Origin of the sequence: Tolumonas osonensis (assembly GCF_014202415.1) — a bacterium.
Lineage (GTDB): Bacteria > Pseudomonadota > Gammaproteobacteria > Enterobacterales > Aeromonadaceae > Tolumonas > Tolumonas osonensis.
This window is the reverse complement of record NZ_JACHGR010000005.1, coordinates 1-18024: the sequence shown is the minus strand read 5'-3', so window position 1 is coordinate 18024 and position 18024 is coordinate 1. Positions and strand designations below refer to the sequence as shown.

The window sequence follows — 18024 nt, the reverse complement described above, 5'->3', positions numbered from 1 at the left end:
TTGTTGCAGAACAGAAGGCAGCTTTGCTATCAGTCAGTTATAGTTAAAAATAAATGCTGGTAGTGCCTTATGTTTCTGGAAAAAATAGATATCACCGGATTCCGTGGTCTATCCAAATTATCGGTCAGCTTAGGCCAGACTACCGCGTTGATCGGTGAAAACACCTGGGGTAAAAGCAGTCTGCTACGTGCGCTATGGAGTCTCATGGGACACGATGAGATACCATACCAGTTTGTGGCAGAGGATTTTTACCGCGCCGCCTGTGATGGTATCAATGACCAGGAACTGGCCATCCGCCTGACATTCCGGGAACACCGGCCGGGGATCAGTCAGCATTCCCAGCGTCTGAATCGTTTGTCCGCCATCTGGACCCGTCATCATATGGATATGTTTCATCGTATCCATTATGTCGCTAAAGCCCGCCTGCAAACGGGTGGCGTTATTACCGAGCACTATTTCGAAGACGCGCACGGCAGCAGAATACCGGATGAGAATACCGATGAACTGATCCGTTTGCTGAGCTCAATGAATCCGGTGCTCCGCTTGCGGGATTCCCGTTCAATCAGCGGTCTTTCCGGCCCGACGGTTGAATCGGATAATTACATCGAAGATATTTCCGATCTTCTGCAGGACTGTACACCCGAACGGCAGCAACATATTACGGAAGGTGTGTACGCGGCAGAATATCTGCTTGATCGTTATTTCATGAACGTTCCACGCAGAAGCAAGCGCAGTCAGCGCGATATCATTAATCAACCGGGCGCATTGCACGGGCTGACTGACTGGCATGACTTATTGCGGAATATGGATAATGACACCATGCAGCAGGTGTTATCCCGTATCGGTCACGCTTTGCTGGCAGCGCATTCCGGACGAGATCTGGAAAACGAAGCCCGGCCGATTTATATCCTGGAAGACCCGGAAAGCCGCTTGCATCCCACCATGATGTCGATTGCCTGGGGCCTGATCCAGCAATTGCCGGGGCAAAAAATACTGACAACCAATTCCGGCGATCTGCTGGCCACTTTACCCTTGGGGCAAATCCGGCGGCTGGTCAGGGTTAATGGCACGACACACAGTTATTTGATGGATGAAAACCGTTTTTCGGCCGATGATCTGCGCAAGATAACCTTTCATGTCCGCATCAACCGGCCGATGTCATTATTTGCCCGCTGCTGGTTATTAGTGGAAGGTGAGACGGAGCTGTGGCTGTTATCTGAACTGGCTCAGTTATGTGGTTATCATCTCCCGGGGGAAGGGGTCCGTATTATTGAATATGCACAGTGTGGTTTTTCCCCACTGATCAAGCTGGCGAATGACCTGGGGATTAACTGGCATATGCTGGCTGACGGTGACGAAGCCGGTATCCGTTATATTCATGGTGCCAGACGATTACTGACCGATGAACATCAGCGTAACGGCAGCAGTGGCGGTGGTCTGACATTATTACCCAACAGGGATATCGAACATTTCCTTTATATGCATGGTTTTGCTGATGTTTACCGTCGGGAAGCGGTGCTCCGCGATCTGCGTAATCTGCCGCCAAATAAAATTATTGAACGCGCGGTATCCCGTCGTTCCAAACCGGGCATGGCACTGGCTGTTATTGAGGAAGCAATGCAGCGGGGGGTTGATAGCGTACCGGTTTTATTACAGAAGATGTTTGACCGGGTGGTTGATCTGGCCAGGCGGCAGGCATAAAAAAGCCTTCCATCAGGGAAGGCTTTTTTCACAAAGAGACAACCGGATCAGAACAGAGTCTTGGTCAGGTTGAACAGTTCTTCGTTGAATGGACGCTTCATGTTCTCGATGCAATCGATGATGTCATGATGGATCAGTTCGTTTTTCAGCAGACCGACACAACGGCCACCCTGACCATCGATCAGCAGATCAACAGCATAGGCACCCATACGGCTGGCCAGGATACGGTCACGCGCTGTTGGTGAACCACCACGCTGGATGTGACCCAGGATGGTTGCGCGGGTTTCCAGACCTGTATGCAGTTCGATCAGGTTAGCCAGAGCGTTCACGTCGGTAACATGCTCACAGATGGTGATGATTGCGTGGCGTTTGCCGCTTGCAATACCTTCATCGATCTGTGCCAGCAGTTCTTCTTTTTTGAAGCCTTTTTCCGGAACGATAACGAACTCTGCACCACCCGCAACAGCAGCAGCCATTGCCAGGTCACCACAGTGACGGCCCATTACTTCAACCACAGAAATACGTTTGTGAGAAGTAGAGGTGTCGCGCAGACGGTCAATCGCTTCCATAACCACGTTCAGAGCGGTATCGAAACCGATAGTGAAATCAGTACCAGCGATATCGTTGTCGATAGTGCCTGGCAGACCGATACATGGATAACCCATTTCAGTCAGTTTTTTAGCACCCATGTAAGAACCGTCACCACCGATAACAACCAGCGCTTCAATGCCGTGTTTGTTCAGGTTGGCGATAGCTTCGCGACGAACGCTTTCCTCTTTGAATGCAGGGAAGCGCGCGGAACCCAGCATGGTGCCACCACGGTTAATGATGTCAGAAACGCTGCGGCGATCCAGTTTTTCGATACGGTCACGATGCAGGCCCAGATAGCCGTCGTGAATACCGTAAACTTCGATACCTTTAGCCAGTGCCGCACGAATTACAGCACGGATGGCTGCGTTCATACCTGGTGCATCACCACCACTGGTCAGAACACCAATCTTCTTGATCATAGTGTGCCTCTATTTATGAAATACAAAAAAAACAGATTCTCGAGTCACGTACTACACATAGCCTGTCTTTATGATTATATCAGCTGTCTCGATATTCACCCTGGTCATACCCAGACTGTGTAATACAGAAAAGGCACCCCTTTACGGGATGCCTTACAAAGCATATTACTTGGCAGCAGCTTCGATGATAGCAGTGAAGTCTGCTACTTTCAGAGATGCACCACCGATCAGACCGCCGTCGATGTCAGCCTGAGCCAGCAGGTCAGCAGCGTTTGCAGCGTTCATAGAACCACCGTACAGAACCTGTACTTTAGCGGCAACGTCAGCATTGAAACCAGCCAGGTAAGCACGGATGTGAGCGTGAACTGCCTGAGCGATTTCAGGAGTTGCAGTTTTACCGGTACCGATAGCCCATACTGGCTCGTAAGCGATAACAGATTTAGCCAGAGCTTCGATACCAGCTACGTCGATAACCGCTTTCAGCTGAGCTTCAACAACAGCGTTAGTCTGGTTAGCTTCGAATTGTTCCAGAGTTTCACCGATGCACAGAACAGGAACCAGATCAGCAGCCTGGATAGCAACGAATTTAGCAGCTACAACAGCGTCAGTTTCTGCGTGCAGAGTACGACGTTCGCTGTGACCAACCAGAGCGTATTTGCAGCCGAATTCTTTCAGCATAACCGGAGAGTTTTCGCCAGTGAATGCGCCGGAAGTGTGAACGTCTGCGTCTTGTGAACCGTATTTCAGTGCAGAACCGGCAGTCAGTTGTTCAACTTGACCCAGGAAAATAACAGGCGCACAAACAGCAACTTCAACGTTTGCAGCTGCAGCTACCGGTGCTTTCAGACCTTCAACCAGAGCTTCAACAGACGCTTTAGTACCGTTCAGTTTCCAGTTACCCATGATCAGGTGTTGTCTCATTTGCTGTATCCTCAGGATGGTTTGTGATGTTTATAAGTATTTGCACCGCATTATAGAAGGTGTGACGCCTGACGAATAGACGCCATTTTGTTACTGCCCGTAATTTTTTATTCTGCTCACCAGCTATTAGCAGAAACTTCACTCGAAAGTAACGAAACCGTTCAATTAATCGTCAAAAATTAACAAATCAGTTACGAATACGATTCCACAGTGCGCCAATCCATTCATGCAGTGCCATTTCAGAGTACATCAAATAACGGCCGGATGGTAAATACCCGTAGAGAGGAATCTCCCCCTGAGCCCTGCGGCCCACATACTGTGCCGGTGCCGGGATAATATTCGCAGCGGTATTTTTGAACAGCGTCATGGCCCGGGGCATGTGCGAAGCCGACGTCACCAACGCGGTCGGGTGCCCTTTGATCAGCAGGCTGTCACGCGCGATTTCCTCTTCGGTGTCTCGGGCATTTTCAATCAGAGTCATATCACTACGGGGAATCCCGCTGGCTTCGGCAATACGGGCGTACATCTCGGCTCCCGAGAGCGGATCGCCGGCAATGCTGCCGGAGAAGATCAGATGTGCAGCCGGATTTAACCGTTTGATCCGGATGGCTTCCTGTATCCGCGCTGAAGCGGCTTCGGTCAGCTGGCTGGCGAGCGGAACGGCGGGATCGGAAACATGGCCATGGCCGAGAACAATAATGAAATCAACCGGCTGCTCTTCCGGGAAGGGTGGGTAAAGCTGCTCCAGTGGTCGGTTTAATTCAACGCTGACCGGACGCAGGGAGAAGGTGATAAGTAATACGGTGGCAACCGATATGAACAGTTTTCCGCTTTTTTGCCAGCGGGTTGCCCATAACAGGATTAAGCCCAATAAAAGCAATAATGAGCAGAAAGGTAATGGCATCAGCAGTAAACCAAGCCATTTTTTAAGCACAAAAACCATATCTTCATTCCGATTTGATGATCCAAATTCCCCGTTTTCACGGCTTGTGACAGAATAACGGCCTTTTTTATCGCTTGCAGCAGAACAAACGCTTATGTCAGATCACTCTTTTGATGGGTTGTCAGAAAAATTTGCCCAGAATATTTATGCCACCAGTAAAGGGAAAATACGTACTGCGGTGGTCTGGCGTGACCTGGAACAGGGGTTGGCTCATTTGGGTGACAGACCGCTACGGATTCTGGATGCCGGCGGCGGTTTTGGCTTTTTCGCCCAGAAGCTGGCGGCATTGGGTCATGATGTCACACTATGTGATCTTTCGGCTGATATGCTGGCATTGGCAAAAGAACAGGTTGCGGAAAAAGGCCTGACAGAACGTATCCGGCTGGTGCACTGTTCTATTCAGGATCTGCCTATTCATGTACATGGTAGTTTCGATCTGGTGTTATGCCATGCCGTGGTCGAATGGCTGGCCAATCCGAAAGAAACGCTGGCCGGTTTACTGAACTACCTGAAACCGGGCGGACTCTTTTCGCTGCTGTTTTATAACCGCGATGCGTTGCTGTTCCAGAGTCTGGTGGTCGGTAATTTTGACTACATCCGGGCGGGTCTGGTAAAAAAACGTCAGCAAAAGCTGACGCCCACCAATCCGCAGAAGCCAGCCGATGTATATCAATGGCTGGAAGAGTGGAAGATGCCACTGTTATGTCGCAGCGGTGTGCGGGTGATTCACGATTACATGCGTCATAAAGAAGATCAGCACAAAAAATTTTCCGATTTACTGGAAATGGAATTACGTTATTGTCAGCAGGAGCCGTTCGTTCATCTTGGACGTTACATGCATCTGCTGGCCAGTAAACCGTGCCAGTAAATTATGATTGATAAGAGACTATAATGAACCAACAACTAAGGCCTGAGCGCAGCCTGCCGGAACTGGTGGGTTGGGTGAAACAGGAACAGCTGGAACTTCATCTTGGTAATGAACGACTGGCGTTTTTGATCGCTATTTCCTCAATGGCACGGGATGAGCAAACGCAGGAATTAAGCGAAGCGACACTGCATGACGCGTTTGGTTATGTCAGCCAGCTTTATGGTCTCATGGATGAAACCCTGACAATCCGGGCTAATAACGCCATCAATGAACTTGTTCGTCAACGACTGTTGTCACGTTTTAATACGGATCCGGTCGCTGGTGAAAGCGTTTACCGTCTGACCCGGCTTGCGGTCGGCATTATCGAGTTCTATCTCGATCAGCAGCAGGTTAACAGCGTGAAACTGTCCCTGCTACTGGAGCAGGTTGCCGGCGAGCTGGATAAGGCGTATTCCGCCGCACTGCATGCTACTGACGAATCAGCCTGGGATGCTGAAGTCTACCCACGTCTTAAATACTCGGTTGAAGAGATCCTGAGTCGTATCGATCTGATTCAAAGGGCGATGGATGATCAACAAAATCAGGTAAAAGCGGATATCGCTGATCTTCTGAATCAGGACTGGACGCAGGCCATTCATAACTGTGAAAAGCTGCTGCGGGAAACAGGACAAACGCTGCGTGAATTGCAGGATACGCTGGACGCGGCCGGGCATAAACTGCAATCCGGTCTGCTGAATATTCAGGAAACTGCCCGCGAGCAGGCCGTTTCTTCTGCGCATGTCGAACAGCTGACTTTTGATCTGCAAAGCCGTATTGATGCGATTCTGAACTGGGGCCAGCAATGTATCGAGCTCTGGGCCCGGTATGACCGCCATGTGCACAAATTTATCCGTAATGCGATTGATATGGATAAGAACCGCGTGTTCAGCCAGCGCCTTCGTGAATCCATCCGTGATTTTGACAATCACAACTGGTTACTGCTGGTGGCACAGGAAAATCGTCTGCTGGAATTGCGGGATGAGACACTGGTACTGCATAACGATGAAATCACCGGCGAGTTACCAGCCACACTGGAATTCCAGGAAATTCAGGCGCTGGATGAAAAACTGTCGGAACATATCGGTGTTTATCTGTCTGACTTCCAGTTACATGGCAAACCGCTGGATATGGCCGACATCCTGAAAGAGTATCTGCTGCAATATCCCGAATATCAGCATTTTGATGTGGCCCGCATGCTGGTGGATCAGGCGGTTCGTCTTGGCTATTCGGCCACCGAGTTAAGCGGCATTCGTCATCCTAAATGGAAACCTATTAATAATTCAGGCGCCAAGGTACAGGCTCATGTCATTGATCAATACTGAACTTCCTATTGCTCTGCGTCTGGCGCAGGCAATTGCTAATCCATTATTTCCCAAACTAGATACGGCTTTACGTAGTGGTAAGCATATCAGCGCAGATGATCTGGACAGTCATTCCTATCTGCTGGATTACCATGACGAGCTGGAAAGTTTTTACAGCCGTTATCAGGTTGAGCTCATCAAAGCTCCGGAAGGCTTCTTCTATCTGCGTCCGCGTTCAACTTCTGAAATCGGCACCTCCGTGCTGTCTGAGCTGGATATGCTGGTGGGTAAGGTTCTGTGCTATCTCTATCTGAGCCCTGATCGTCTGGCGAATGAAGGCATATTTTCATTGCAGGATCTGCAGGAAGAGATTGTTTCCCTGGCAGATGAACGTCAGTTGTTGCGCATGGTAAACCAGCGTAGTGGTGGTACCGATTTAGACAAGAAAAAACTGCAGGAACGTATTCGTACCTCCATGCGCCGTCTGCGCCGTCTCGGTATGGTAACGGCGCTGGGAACCGGGGACAGATTCCGGGTGAATGAAGCTGTGTTCCGGTTCGCCGCGGATGTCCGCACCGATGAAGATGCGCGTGCAGTGCAACTGCGCATGATCCGTGAAGGCGAAGCGATTTTGCATGATGACGAATTACCAACCCGTGAAACCGTATGGGATTCACTGGATGAAGCAGAAGAAGACGAAGAGCAACTGGGGCTGGATATATGATCACGCGTGGTAAATTTCTCTCTTTCACCATGATCAACTGGAACGGGTTCTTTGCCCGGACCTTTGAACTGGATCAGATGGTGACAACATTATCCGGCGGTAACGGTGCGGGTAAGTCGACCAGTATGGCGGCGCTGATCACGGCACTGATTCCCGACCAGACTTTGCTGCATTTCCGTAATACCACAGAGGCGGGCAGTTCTTCTGCCAGCCGGGACCGCGGGCTGTACGGCAAACTGCAGCGTGGTCATTGCTATTCGATGATTGATGTCCGTAACTCCAAAGGCCAGCGCCTGTGGTTTGGTGTGCATCTGGAGCAGGTGGCTAACCGTGATAATAAAGTCAATATCACGCCATTCTGTATGCTGGATGTACCGGAAAATTTGCAACCTACCGATTTTCTTCTGGAAAAGCTGGACGGGGATAAAGCAAAGGTTCGTCCGTTCAATGAATTGCGCAAATACGCGGCCGAGCTGGGTGCCATCCGTTTTGTGAAATTCAATTCGGTGACCGATTATCACAACGTCATGTTCGAATACGGGGTTACCGCGAAGAAGCTGCGTGATCAGCGTGATCGTTCCCGATTCTATCGCCTGATCGAGGCATCACTGTACGGTGGTATTTCTTCTTCCATCAGCCGTTCCCTGCGTGAATATCTGTTGCCGGAAAACTCCGGTGTGCGTAAGGCCTTCCAGGATATGGAAGCGGCGATTCATGAAAACCGCCGGACGCTGGATGCGATTAAAGAGACGCAGACGCAGCGCGACTTGTTCCGCCATCTGATCACTGAAACCACGAATTACGTGGCTGCGGACTATGTGCGGAATCAGAGCGAGAAACAGCGTTTGTCCGAGCTGGCGCTGCAGGGGCGTAAGCAGTTGCAGGACAAGCAGCGTTTGATCCGTGAAGAAAAACAGCGGGCAATCTATCTGGCGGAAGAAGCTGAACAGATGACTGCACGCGAAAAACATCTGACGGAAGATCTGGAACTAGCCGCAGAACATCTGGCCAAGGTGATGGCAGCCACCGGCCTGACCAACAAGATCGTCCAGTACCGGGAAGATGTTGAAGAGCTGACGCTGAAAGCCGAAGAACAGTCTGCGATTACGGCTGAACTGGCTGAAGAAAAAACCGAGCTGGAATTACGCAAGGCGCAAAGTGAAGATGAAGCCGACAGCCTGAAAAGTCAGCTGGCAGACTATCAGCAGGCGCTGGATGTACAGCAAACGCGGGCAATTCAGTACCGTCAGGCAGTGAATGCACTGGAACAGGCGCAGAAGCTGTGTGACCTACCGGATCTGACACCGGACAATGTGGTTGGTTTCCAGCAAACGCTGCGTGATCAGGAACAGCAGGCGACCGATCAGGTGTTGTCATTGCAACAACGGTTACGACTGGCCAAAGCGGCTGCAGACCAGTATGAAAAAGCATTTGCTGCGTTACAGCAAATCACCGGCCCGATTTCCCGCGAACAGGCATGGGAACAGGCGCAAAGCGTGATTGAACAGGCCCGGAGCTACCGGACTGCGATTGCTCGTCGTCAGCAGGCTGAACGGGCTCTGCAGGATATCAGCCGCGATCTTGAACAGCAAAATGCCCTGATTGCCATTCAGGAACAACTGTTACGCCAGCTGGAAAGTCAGGGTAATCACTATGACCTGACGGATAATGCGCAACTCGGTGAGTTAGCCGCCGCATTAACAGAACAGCAGGATACGCTGCAGCAGAAGCTGGAGCATGATCAGCAGGATCGCATCCGCGTACATCACCAGCTGGATGCGACGCGTCAGCAGATCGAGCAACTGCGCAAGAAAGCACCCGCCTGGCTGGTGGCGCATGAAAAACTGGATAAATTGCAGGAGATGACCGGCGAAACGCTGGAATCGCCTGTGGCCATCAGTCAGTTGTTGCAGCGCACGCTGGAATCAGAACGTCGTCTGGAACAGGAAAAGCACCGGCTGCAGCAGCAGAAAGAGTCGCTAGAGCAGCAGCTCCGCAATCTGCAGCAATTTGCCGGTAACGAAGATCCGCAATTGGTTCGTATCTGTGAGCAATTGGGCGGCGTGCTGCTGACCGATGTTTACGACGATATCTCTCTCGACGATGCGCCGTACTATTCCGCCTTGTTCGGACCGGCACGCAGTGCGATTGTCGTTATGGATCTGGACGGTGCCATCACGCAGCTGAACACCTTGACGGATTTGCCTGACGATATCTATTTGATTCAGGGTAATCCGGATGCCTTCGATGAAAATCTGCATGACGCCAGCGAGTTTGATAAAGCCGTGCTGGTGCGGACCAGTCAGCGTGAAATCCGTTATTCGCGTTATCCGGAAGTACCGGTATTCGGTCGGGCGGCGCGGGAGCAACGTATTGAACTGCTGTCTGCGCAGCGTGATGAAATCGTTGAGGCTTATGCCAAAGCCGCGTTTGAACAGCAGAAACAGAACCGCCTGTATCATCACCTGAGCCAGTTCATGACGGAACATCTGCATGTGGCATTTGAGGATGATCCGGAAGCGGCCCTGGCGGCTTTACAATCCGAAATTCGGCAGGCAGAACATAATCTGCAGCAACAGCAGCAGAATGAACATCAATATCGCCAGCGTCTGACTGCCTTGCAGCAGCAACAGCAACTGGTTGTTCGTCTGCAGTCGCAGTTCAGTCTGCTGTTTGATACCTCACTGAGTGAACGGCTGGTGCAGGCCGAGACAGAACTTGAATCCTGCCAGCAGGCACAGCAGTTCCTGGATAAACACGATAAAGCATGCCGTCAGCTGGAAACGATGCTGGATGTATTACGTGAAGATCCGGCTGCCTATGATGAATTGCAGCAGGCAGGCTTCGCTGCCGAGCAGCAGTTGACCGAGGTTCGTCGTCAGGCCTTTGCGCTGGATGAACTCTTTGCCCGCCGAGCCTATTTTGCCTACCACGACGCGGAAAGCCTGCTGGGTCAGACTTCCGAGATCAGCGAACGTCTGAAACAGAAACTAGCGGATGCCGAGCAGTTACGTCGTCAGCTGACCGAGCAATTAAAACAGATCGCTCAGCGGTATCAGGACGCGATCCAGGTGCAGACAGCACTGAATTCCAGCTTGCAGGCAAAAACACAGACGCTGCAGGAATTCGAGCGTGAATTGCAGCAAATGGGTCTGCAGGTTGCGACGGATATGGAAGATCAGGCGAGAAGCAAAAAACGTGATCTTGAAGATCAGTTGGTGCGTACCCGCAGTCGCCGTACGCAGGCTGAGACGCAATACCAGATCTGCCGGCGTGATATCGACAGCCTGAATCAGCGTTTTAACTCGGAAAACAAAGAGTATCGCGCCGCACGGCATCTGCTGCTGGAACATAAGAAAACCTGGAGCCGGGTTCTGTCACTGGCCCGGACCAACAATGTCGAGAAGCAACTCAACCGCCGTGAACTGGCTTATCTGGAAGCGGAAGATCTGCGTTCCATGTCCGATAAATCGCTTGGCGCCTTACGTCTGGCGGTAGCGGGTGACGACTCATTGCGCGACAGTCTGCGGTTATCAGAAGGGAATCGTCAGACGGAGCAGAAGGTACAGTTCTATATTCAGGTTTACCGTTATCTGAAGGATCGTATCCGTCATGACATCATCCGTTCGGATGATCCGATTGATGCGATCGAGGAAATGGAAATTGAGCTGGCACGTCTGGCGGATGAGCTAAAACAGCGCGAAACGCATCTGTCCCTGTCATCGCATGAAGTGGCCGCGAAGATCACGAATATTATTCGCCGGGAACAGAACCGTATCCGCGTTATGAACCAGGGATTGCAGAATATTACCTTCGGTCAGGTCCGTGGTGTGCGTCTGAATGTGAATGTGCGTGAGGCGTATGCCCGTTTACTGCAAACATTGGGTGAACATGCGCAGCAGCATCAGGATCTGTTCTCCAGCAACGAGCTGACCTTCTCTGAAGCGATGGCCAAGCTGTTCCAACGCCTGAATCCGCATATCGATCAGGGTGACCGCAGCTTCCAGGTACTGGGCGAGGCCTTGCTGGATTACCGCAACTACCTTGAACTTGAAATTGAGGTATTACGTGGTGTGGATGGCTGGTTACGGGCCGAGAGTGGGGCACTGTCTACCGGTGAGGCTATCGGTACGGGTCAGGCTATTCTGCTGATGGTGCTGCAGAGCTGGGAAGATGAAAATCGTCGTCTGCGCAGCAGTGATCTGGAACCTTGTCGCCTGCTGTTCCTGGACGAAGCAGCCCGTCTGGATGCCAAGTCGATTGCGACCCTGTTCGAATTATGTGAACGACAGGATATGCAATTGCTGATTGCGGCACCGGAAAACATCAGTCCGGAGAAAGGCACGACGTATAAACTTATCCGTAAGGTACATGGCAAGCAGGAGCATGTCCATGTAGTCGGTTTGCGTGGTTTCGGGGGCAATACCGAAGCCGCATGACAGAATCTAAAGGCAGCCGAGGCTGCCTTTTGTTTTTGATTCTAACTCGCCGATTGAGCCAACCAGAATACGATATTTATCCTTTGTCTGTATTTATCATCAATTTCAAGAACGATTTCGTAACAGCAACGTTTGGAGCCGAGGCTCTACCCAGTCCATGGAAGTAAGGAACACTAGCGCGGTTGTCAGATTGAAGAGCAGATGCGCCCAGGCGACAGCCATGCCAGGATCTCCAGCAAGCTGCACCATTGCGTGAGCGAACTGCTGCAAGAATGGGAAGAAGATAACCGCGCCGGCGACATTGAACAGGAAATTGGCTATTGCAGTTGCACGGGCTACAGCGTTCATCCCGATACTCGCTAGCAATGCTGTCGAAGTCGACCCAACGTTGGCTCCTACCACGATGGGTATCGCTGACTCAGCGGGTAACATTCCCTGCTGTACTAACAGGATAGTGACCCCGGTTGTTACGCTACTCGATTGAACAAGCGCGGTGAACACCAAGCCGGTGGCCAAGCCCAGCCATGGTGCCTGAGCAAGGGAGAGCCATTTGGAGAATTCAGGTTGTTCGCGAAGCGGCGTTAGTTCTGCTGAAATGAGATCAAGCGCAAAGAAGATCAGTCCGAAATAAAAGACAGCTTTTCCAATCACGCTCACTCGCTTGGGCAGTATGGATATAAGTGCACCCAGAACAATAAAGAATGGACCGATATCTGTAAGTTTGAGTGATACTAGCCAGGCTGTTGCGGTCGTGCCGACATTGGACCCCAGCAATACCCCGAGACTGGCACGGAACGAGATGGCTGACGCATCGACAAAGGCCGCAGTCAAAGACGTGATTGCACTGCTTGATTGCACGACAGCAGTAGCTAGCGCACCGACGGTGAAGCCGAGCCAACGGTTCGCCGTCACTCGCCCAAGCCAGAATTGCAGGGCAAGTCCACCGACAGCCCGCAACTCCCGGCTAAATCCTTGGAGTCCGTAGATAAACAGGATAATCGCGGAGAGGGCGCCGAATAAAGTCTGCAGACTGGTTGCCTGTATATCCATTTCATCCTCTCCGGATACTCCCAACTTGAGTTCGTGGGGTAAGTCAGCATCTCACAAGATAAACAATGCGATCCATATGGGGGGTGTATAGGGAGCTTTTCAATGTGCTCAAAAATATCAGTAACATGTTTCTCACCAATATGTTCAACACTTTCAAGTATATATTGTTCTTTAATATCGATAAGATCTGTGTAAGCAGAATTTGTGATCGGACAATGGAACCACATGCGCAGCAGTGATCGGGAACCTTGCCGCCTGCTGTTCTTGGACGAAGCAGCTCGTCTGGATGCAAGGTCGATTGCGGCCCTGTTCGAGTTGTGTGAACGGCAGGATATACAATTGCTGATTGCGGCACCGGAAAATATCAGTCCGGAAAAAGGCACAACGTATAAACTGATCCGTAAGGTGCATGGCAAGCAGGAACATGTCCATGTAGTCGGTCTGCGTGGATTCGGTGGTAATACCGAAGCTGCCTTTTTTCATGCTGAAATGTTGTGTTGAGGCAATGGGGGAGGAAGTTGGTGGTTGATGCTCAATGACCTGACGGTTGTAATATGGGCATGAGCTTCTGATATATTTTGATAATGGGCAAACACGGAGATTTGTCCATTGTTATGACTTTGGATTGTGGGTGAAGTCCACTAAAATCTACAGTCACTTGTATGGTTAATTATCACTAAAATAATCAGAGTCAACACGAAATGTTGTATAAGTTTTTAATTTTGACACACCAACACCATGTGTAACCATCAAATCACATAAAACAGTGCCATCAATTAATGCGATGTTTTTTTGTTGTTTTTTACTATATTCAATAGCACCAGCACTAAAGCCAGAAGTTGTTATGAAAACGCCTTTTTGCACATTTTCCATAGCCCCAACAAATTGTTGTAACTCTGGTCTACCAACTTTTTTATCTGTATATCGTTTTGCTTGTATATAAATTTTATCAAGATCTAGTTTGTCTTCTTTAATTACACCATCGATACCACCATCACCAGTACCACCTTGAACAATACCTGCATCTTTAAAATCACCGCCATAGCCCATGGCAAGAAGTAAATCGACAACTAATCTTTCAAAGAATGATGGGGGAGATTGTAATATTTGCTCAAGTAAACTAATTTTTATGCCTTCTCTATGATGAGTGTAGGCATCCTCTAATTTTTCTTCTGGTAATTTTTCGGCATCAATTGGTGCTTTTGTTTTCGGAATTATTTGCTCATTTATATTTTTGTCATATAAAAAGTATCTAGTTTCATTTTCGATTGAACTAATAATGAAAAATTTTTCAGGACTTGCAGATGGGAAGTCTAAGCCGAAACAATGTTTCCTTAGCTTATTATTTACTATGCTTTCTGGAGATTTCGCACCAAATGAATATAGATTATTTTCTATAATAAAATTGTATATTTGTTTGTAAGTAAGAGGCTTATTTTGGGACTTTAGAACAGATGTAATTGCTTCAACGATAGTCACTTGGACAACCTCAATAAAAATCCACTACGACTTTGGTGTACTCTCTTAATGCTCTTGTATTATCGTCACAAACCAAATTTATTAGATAATCATTTGTTTTGAGCAGAATAAGAGCATCTTCGAGTGTTTCAACCAAAACAATATTTTTTGCTCTGTTAGTAGTATTGACACCATCTTCTTTAGCTTTTTTGTTTAAAATATAGAAACCTTTGCTATTTTTTCTAGCTTTAAATTTTTTACCTTTGACTTTGCCGTAAGTTCCGAGCGCATATATCTCACGTATACCCACATATATCTCCATTAAACATAACTTTCAATTAAGCGGCGGCACGAAGTGCCGTCCAGTGAGCAAAGCGAACGAGTTTAAATTGGTTGTTAAACCGTTGAAAACGCTTTTGATAGTTCAGAAATAAAAATATCCTCTGGTTTGCCTTGTGGGTGTTTGGCAATAATGATTTTTGATGACAAATAAGTGCCTGTTGCATCTATGTATTTATATTCTAGATTGTTTTTAAATGAATTATTTTCTTCAAGGTAACCATTGAACCAGTTAATGCCAGTAAGAAATAAAATATATTTTGGTTTATATAACTCAATTTCTAACTGCAATATCTTATTGCAAAATTGGAATTGTAGATCACATAAGGAATCAGATGGATTACCACCTGCACTTGGTGCAATTTTGTATAAGTTTGACCAAACAATCGATGAAGACCAGCTATCATTTGATAACTTAGGATTCAGATGAAAGGCTGTTTTTTTAGCAATACGCCAAAATGCAGACCTATTTGAATTGTAACCTTCATCTTCATTTGAGGTGTTAATAATCCATTTTAGTGGGCATTCAGATGTTTTTGGTGTATCTAATGCACTTAATAGTTCTGTGTTATTTATATTGTTGATTGTAAATTCATTACTCCATCCATTTACGGCTCTACCAACGATCATTAGTTTTTTATCATATTGATTACCAACTTGAGCGTTAAATAAACATAGTTTTTTGTCTTTTCCTTTGTATTTTGAACTTATCAACGAATCAAAAAGTTTTTGATAGATAGTTTTGATTTGATTATTCATAAATTTTGAATCCAGGAAACGGTTTAACTTTTACTTGTGGGGCCGCGGAGCGGTCCCATACCAAGTTTTTATTGTGCTGTTTGCCGAGATATTATGAGCTTTAGCATCAAATTTTTTCAAATAGGAACTTTTCTGTAGCAAGAACTAAATTACAAATAAATCTAATATGTTTTGACAATTCTTCACGAGTGACAGCGTGAGGCATTGGTTGTCCTGGCTGTGGTCTAAGAGACCGGTGTGCTATATCACCACGTTTTTTTGCAACTTTATTGAGTTCAGATTTGGCTTTATTTTGATCTACGTTATTCCAAACCCAGCCTTCGGTTACATCGATATCAAAGTATTTCACGAAAATGGACTTTATTCGGTCAGTGCTAGGTGTATGGAATGTTTTTAGATCATGCTGCAACGACCTTGTAAAAAATGACTGTAATTTTTTATTTTCATCATTATTAGTCGAAATTTTGTTTGCTGCCTCTGTAATTCTGTCTTCTATATATGTCTCTAGAGCCGCCAATGCCATTATTAGGCTAGCTCTTTTTAATACTTCAGCATTACTTGGAGGTGGATTTGTGTTAATGGAATCAAAATGATCTAGAAGTTCTGTAGCGTCTTTGATGGAATATTCAAAGGTATTAAAAGCTTGCGAGTAGCTAATTTGTTGTTTCTGCTTATTTTTTTTCTTTTTGGGTTCTACAGTTGATTGGATTTGTTCTTCACATTCATCATCGTCGTCAATATATTCCCAAGGGGCATAACCACAAGCAGCGGCATCAGCAATTTCAGAGGAACTGAAACCGCGAGCATTCATATCATAAAGGAAATCCCAATCACTCATAATTTATCCCTTAAAAGCATTATGTTTACAACGATAGCCAACTATCCTTTGGCTAGATACTAATATGACTATATATAAAGACAGCACAACTTTTACTTGTGGGGTTGCGTAGCAATTGATGTTCACCCGATAAAACGGACACGCGTTTATTAAGCGGCATGTTCAAACTGTATCGGAGATACGTAATTCAAACTACTGTGCAGCCGCACCTTATTATAAAAATTCCGAATGTATCCACTGATCTGCTCTCGCAATGCAGCTACAGTTGGAAAATAATTTTCGTAAATCAGTTCTGATTTTAAAGTCTTAAAGAACGATTCAACCTCTGCATTATCAGTACATTGACCTGGTCGGTTCATACTGTGCCGAATACCAAACTTATTCAGCCAGACTTGCATGGCTTGCGCTCTGAACTCAACGCCACGGTCAGTATGAAGAAGGAGACCTGGTTTCGGTTTCCGTTGCTTCAATGCCTTATATAAAGCCGCTACTGACAATTCAGCATTGAGCTTTTCATGGAGTGCCCAACCAATAATTTTTCGGGACCAGAGATCGACAATTACTGCGAGAAACACATGTCTGCGACCATGACGGATATACGTGACATCGCTGGACCATTGTTGATTTGGTCCTGTTGGTTTCGGTGTCTGTAACCGATGATTCGGCAGCACTTTTAATTCAGCCCGCAGCTTGTTCAATCGCTTATAAACTCGCTCAACACGAGCTTTTAAGCCATTTTCTCGCATTAATCTGGCAACGCGCTTACGACTAATGACAATGCCTTCTGAGCGAAGTACCTGATAAATTTTAGGACTGCCGTAACGTTCCGAAGATGCTTTGAACACGCGACGAATATGCATCAGTAATACAGCATCCTGTTGCTCATGAGCACTGGGCGGGCGCTTCAGCCAGTCATAATAACCACTGCGAGAAACGCCCAGCCGTTGGCAGAGACGGGCCACAGAAAGACGATGAGCCTGTTTTTTTATGAACCGGAAGGTTTCCGCCGTTCCTCGGCCAGAAAGCGTTGCCACTTTTTTAGGATGTCATTTTCCTCTTCAAGTTCAGCAATGCGCTTTCTGAGTTTTTTCAGTTCATCTTGCTCTTTGAGCTGAGCGTTGGGTTTCGCTGATTTGGTTGTGGACTTCATGGGACCATACTTACCTTCACGAAATTCTTTACGCCAACGAGACAACATAAAAGGATGAATGTCCAGCGCAGCAGCGACTTCTTTGACGCTGCGCTCGGGATCAAAACTCCATTGGACGGCTTTCATTTTGAACTCGTCGGAGTACTTAAAAATACGTTTAGGGTTTGTATAAGCAGGCATTGATGACCTCTGTTTTAGTTATCAATGCGTGTCCGAAAAAGTGGGTGAAGTCCACGTCCAGCTTTAAATTTTTGTATGGTTAATGTGTTCAGTAAAACGGGTAAATTAGAGGCCCACCCTCAATGGCCGTTGAGGGCCTTTATGCAGTAGCTCGATTCAAGTTTGGCTCCTCATTGAGAGACCGATAACAAGTGTGAGCGCTGCATAATTCTTTAGCGATAACTCGGACAGTCATCGGGGCCTCGAGCCCGTATAGCAAGGCAGAGTGAGCTTATAACTATGAACACAGAAAACCAATCAGAAA

The 18024-nt window shown here is 47.7% G+C and carries 15 protein-coding genes and 1 pseudogene; 6 read left to right on the top strand and 10 right to left on the bottom strand.

Annotated features, from left to right (window positions below):
* Nucleotides 1-69 precede the first annotated feature (69 nt).
* On the top strand, nt 70-1701 hold the full coding sequence (locus HNR75_RS07770) for a DUF2813 domain-containing protein (protein ID WP_188026417.1): 1632 nt from the start codon (nt 70-72) through the stop codon (nt 1699-1701).
* A gap of 47 nt (nt 1702-1748) precedes the next feature.
* On the opposite strand, the gene pfkA is transcribed toward HNR75_RS07770, so the two are convergent.
* The 3 genes from pfkA to elyC all read right to left on the bottom strand — a co-directional run bounded on the left by pfkA (nt 1749) and on the right by elyC (nt 4575).
* Nucleotides 1749-2711, bottom strand: coding sequence for a 6-phosphofructokinase (gene pfkA, locus HNR75_RS07765; RefSeq protein WP_188026416.1), 963 nt, complete (start codon nt 2709-2711; stop codon nt 1749-1751).
* A gap of 165 nt (nt 2712-2876) precedes the next feature.
* The gene (tpiA, locus tag HNR75_RS07760) at nt 2877-3632 is read right to left on the bottom strand and encodes a triose-phosphate isomerase (RefSeq protein ID WP_188026415.1); all 756 of its coding nucleotides are present in this window, start codon (nt 3630-3632) and stop codon (nt 2877-2879) included.
* Nucleotides 3633-3819: 187 nt separating this feature from the next.
* Complete coding sequence (gene elyC / locus HNR75_RS07755) at nt 3820-4575, bottom strand: envelope biogenesis factor ElyC (RefSeq protein ID WP_188026414.1); 756 nt, start codon at nt 4573-4575, stop codon at nt 3820-3822.
* Between the two features lie 94 nt (nt 4576-4669).
* Here elyC and HNR75_RS07750 point away from each other — a divergent pair, with 94 nt between their 5' ends.
* Genes HNR75_RS07750 through mukB form a run of 4 tightly spaced genes read left to right on the top strand, consistent with a single transcriptional unit; the run spans nt 4670 to nt 11946 of the window.
* The gene (locus tag HNR75_RS07750; RefSeq protein WP_188026413.1) at nt 4670-5443 is read left to right on the top strand and encodes a methyltransferase domain-containing protein; all 774 of its coding nucleotides are present in this window, start codon (nt 4670-4672) and stop codon (nt 5441-5443) included.
* A gap of 23 nt (nt 5444-5466) precedes the next feature.
* A complete protein-coding gene (mukF, locus tag HNR75_RS07745; protein WP_188026412.1) occupies nt 5467-6804 on the top strand; it encodes a chromosome partition protein MukF in 1338 nt (445 codons plus the stop codon).
* Nucleotides 6785-7507, top strand: coding sequence for a chromosome partition protein MukE (mukE, locus tag HNR75_RS07740; protein ID WP_188026411.1), 723 nt, complete (start codon nt 6785-6787; stop codon nt 7505-7507). Before mukF ends, mukE begins: the two co-directional genes overlap by 20 nt.
* The gene (gene mukB, locus HNR75_RS07735; RefSeq protein ID WP_188026410.1) at nt 7504-11946 is read left to right on the top strand and encodes a chromosome partition protein MukB; all 4443 of its coding nucleotides are present in this window, start codon (nt 7504-7506) and stop codon (nt 11944-11946) included. The genes mukE and mukB overlap by 4 nt, the downstream gene beginning before the upstream one ends.
* 105 nt (nt 11947-12051) lie before the next feature.
* Here mukB and HNR75_RS07730 read toward each other — a convergent pair whose 3' ends face one another.
* Complete coding sequence (locus tag HNR75_RS07730; RefSeq protein WP_188026409.1) at nt 12052-12996, bottom strand: Na/Pi cotransporter family protein; 945 nt, start codon at nt 12994-12996, stop codon at nt 12052-12054.
* A 237-nt stretch (nt 12997-13233) separates the two neighbouring features.
* Here HNR75_RS07730 and HNR75_RS07725 point away from each other — a divergent pair.
* Nucleotides 13234-13497 (top strand): annotated as a pseudogene (locus tag HNR75_RS07725) (hypothetical protein); the annotation flags it as partial.
* A 165-nt stretch (nt 13498-13662) separates the two neighbouring features.
* Here the strand turns inward: HNR75_RS07725 and HNR75_RS15605 are convergent.
* The 6 genes from HNR75_RS15605 to HNR75_RS07695 form a co-directional block, all read right to left on the bottom strand.
* Nucleotides 13663-14475 (bottom strand): restriction endonuclease, encoded by an 813-nt coding sequence (locus tag HNR75_RS15605; protein ID WP_188026407.1) that lies wholly within the window; start codon nt 14473-14475, stop codon nt 13663-13665.
* Nucleotides 14476-14485: 10 nt separating this feature from the next.
* Nucleotides 14486-14764, bottom strand: coding sequence for a hypothetical protein (locus tag HNR75_RS07715; RefSeq protein ID WP_188026406.1), 279 nt, complete (start codon nt 14762-14764; stop codon nt 14486-14488).
* 86 nt (nt 14765-14850) lie between these two features.
* The gene (locus HNR75_RS07710) at nt 14851-15552 is read right to left on the bottom strand and encodes a hypothetical protein (protein WP_188026405.1); all 702 of its coding nucleotides are present in this window, start codon (nt 15550-15552) and stop codon (nt 14851-14853) included.
* A gap of 106 nt (nt 15553-15658) precedes the next feature.
* Entirely contained in the window at nt 15659-16390 is a 732-nt protein-coding gene (locus HNR75_RS07705; protein WP_188026404.1) for a HEPN domain-containing protein, read from the bottom strand.
* 149 nt (nt 16391-16539) lie between these two features.
* Nucleotides 16540-17424: an IS3 family transposase gene (locus HNR75_RS07700; protein WP_188026403.1), complete on the bottom strand. Its 885-nt coding sequence runs from the start codon at nt 17422-17424 to the stop codon at nt 16540-16542.
* The gene (locus HNR75_RS07695) at nt 17376-17720 is read right to left on the bottom strand and encodes a transposase (protein ID WP_188026402.1); all 345 of its coding nucleotides are present in this window, start codon (nt 17718-17720) and stop codon (nt 17376-17378) included. The genes HNR75_RS07700 and HNR75_RS07695 overlap by 49 nt, the downstream gene beginning before the upstream one ends.
* Nucleotides 17721-18024: the final 304 nt, after the last annotated feature.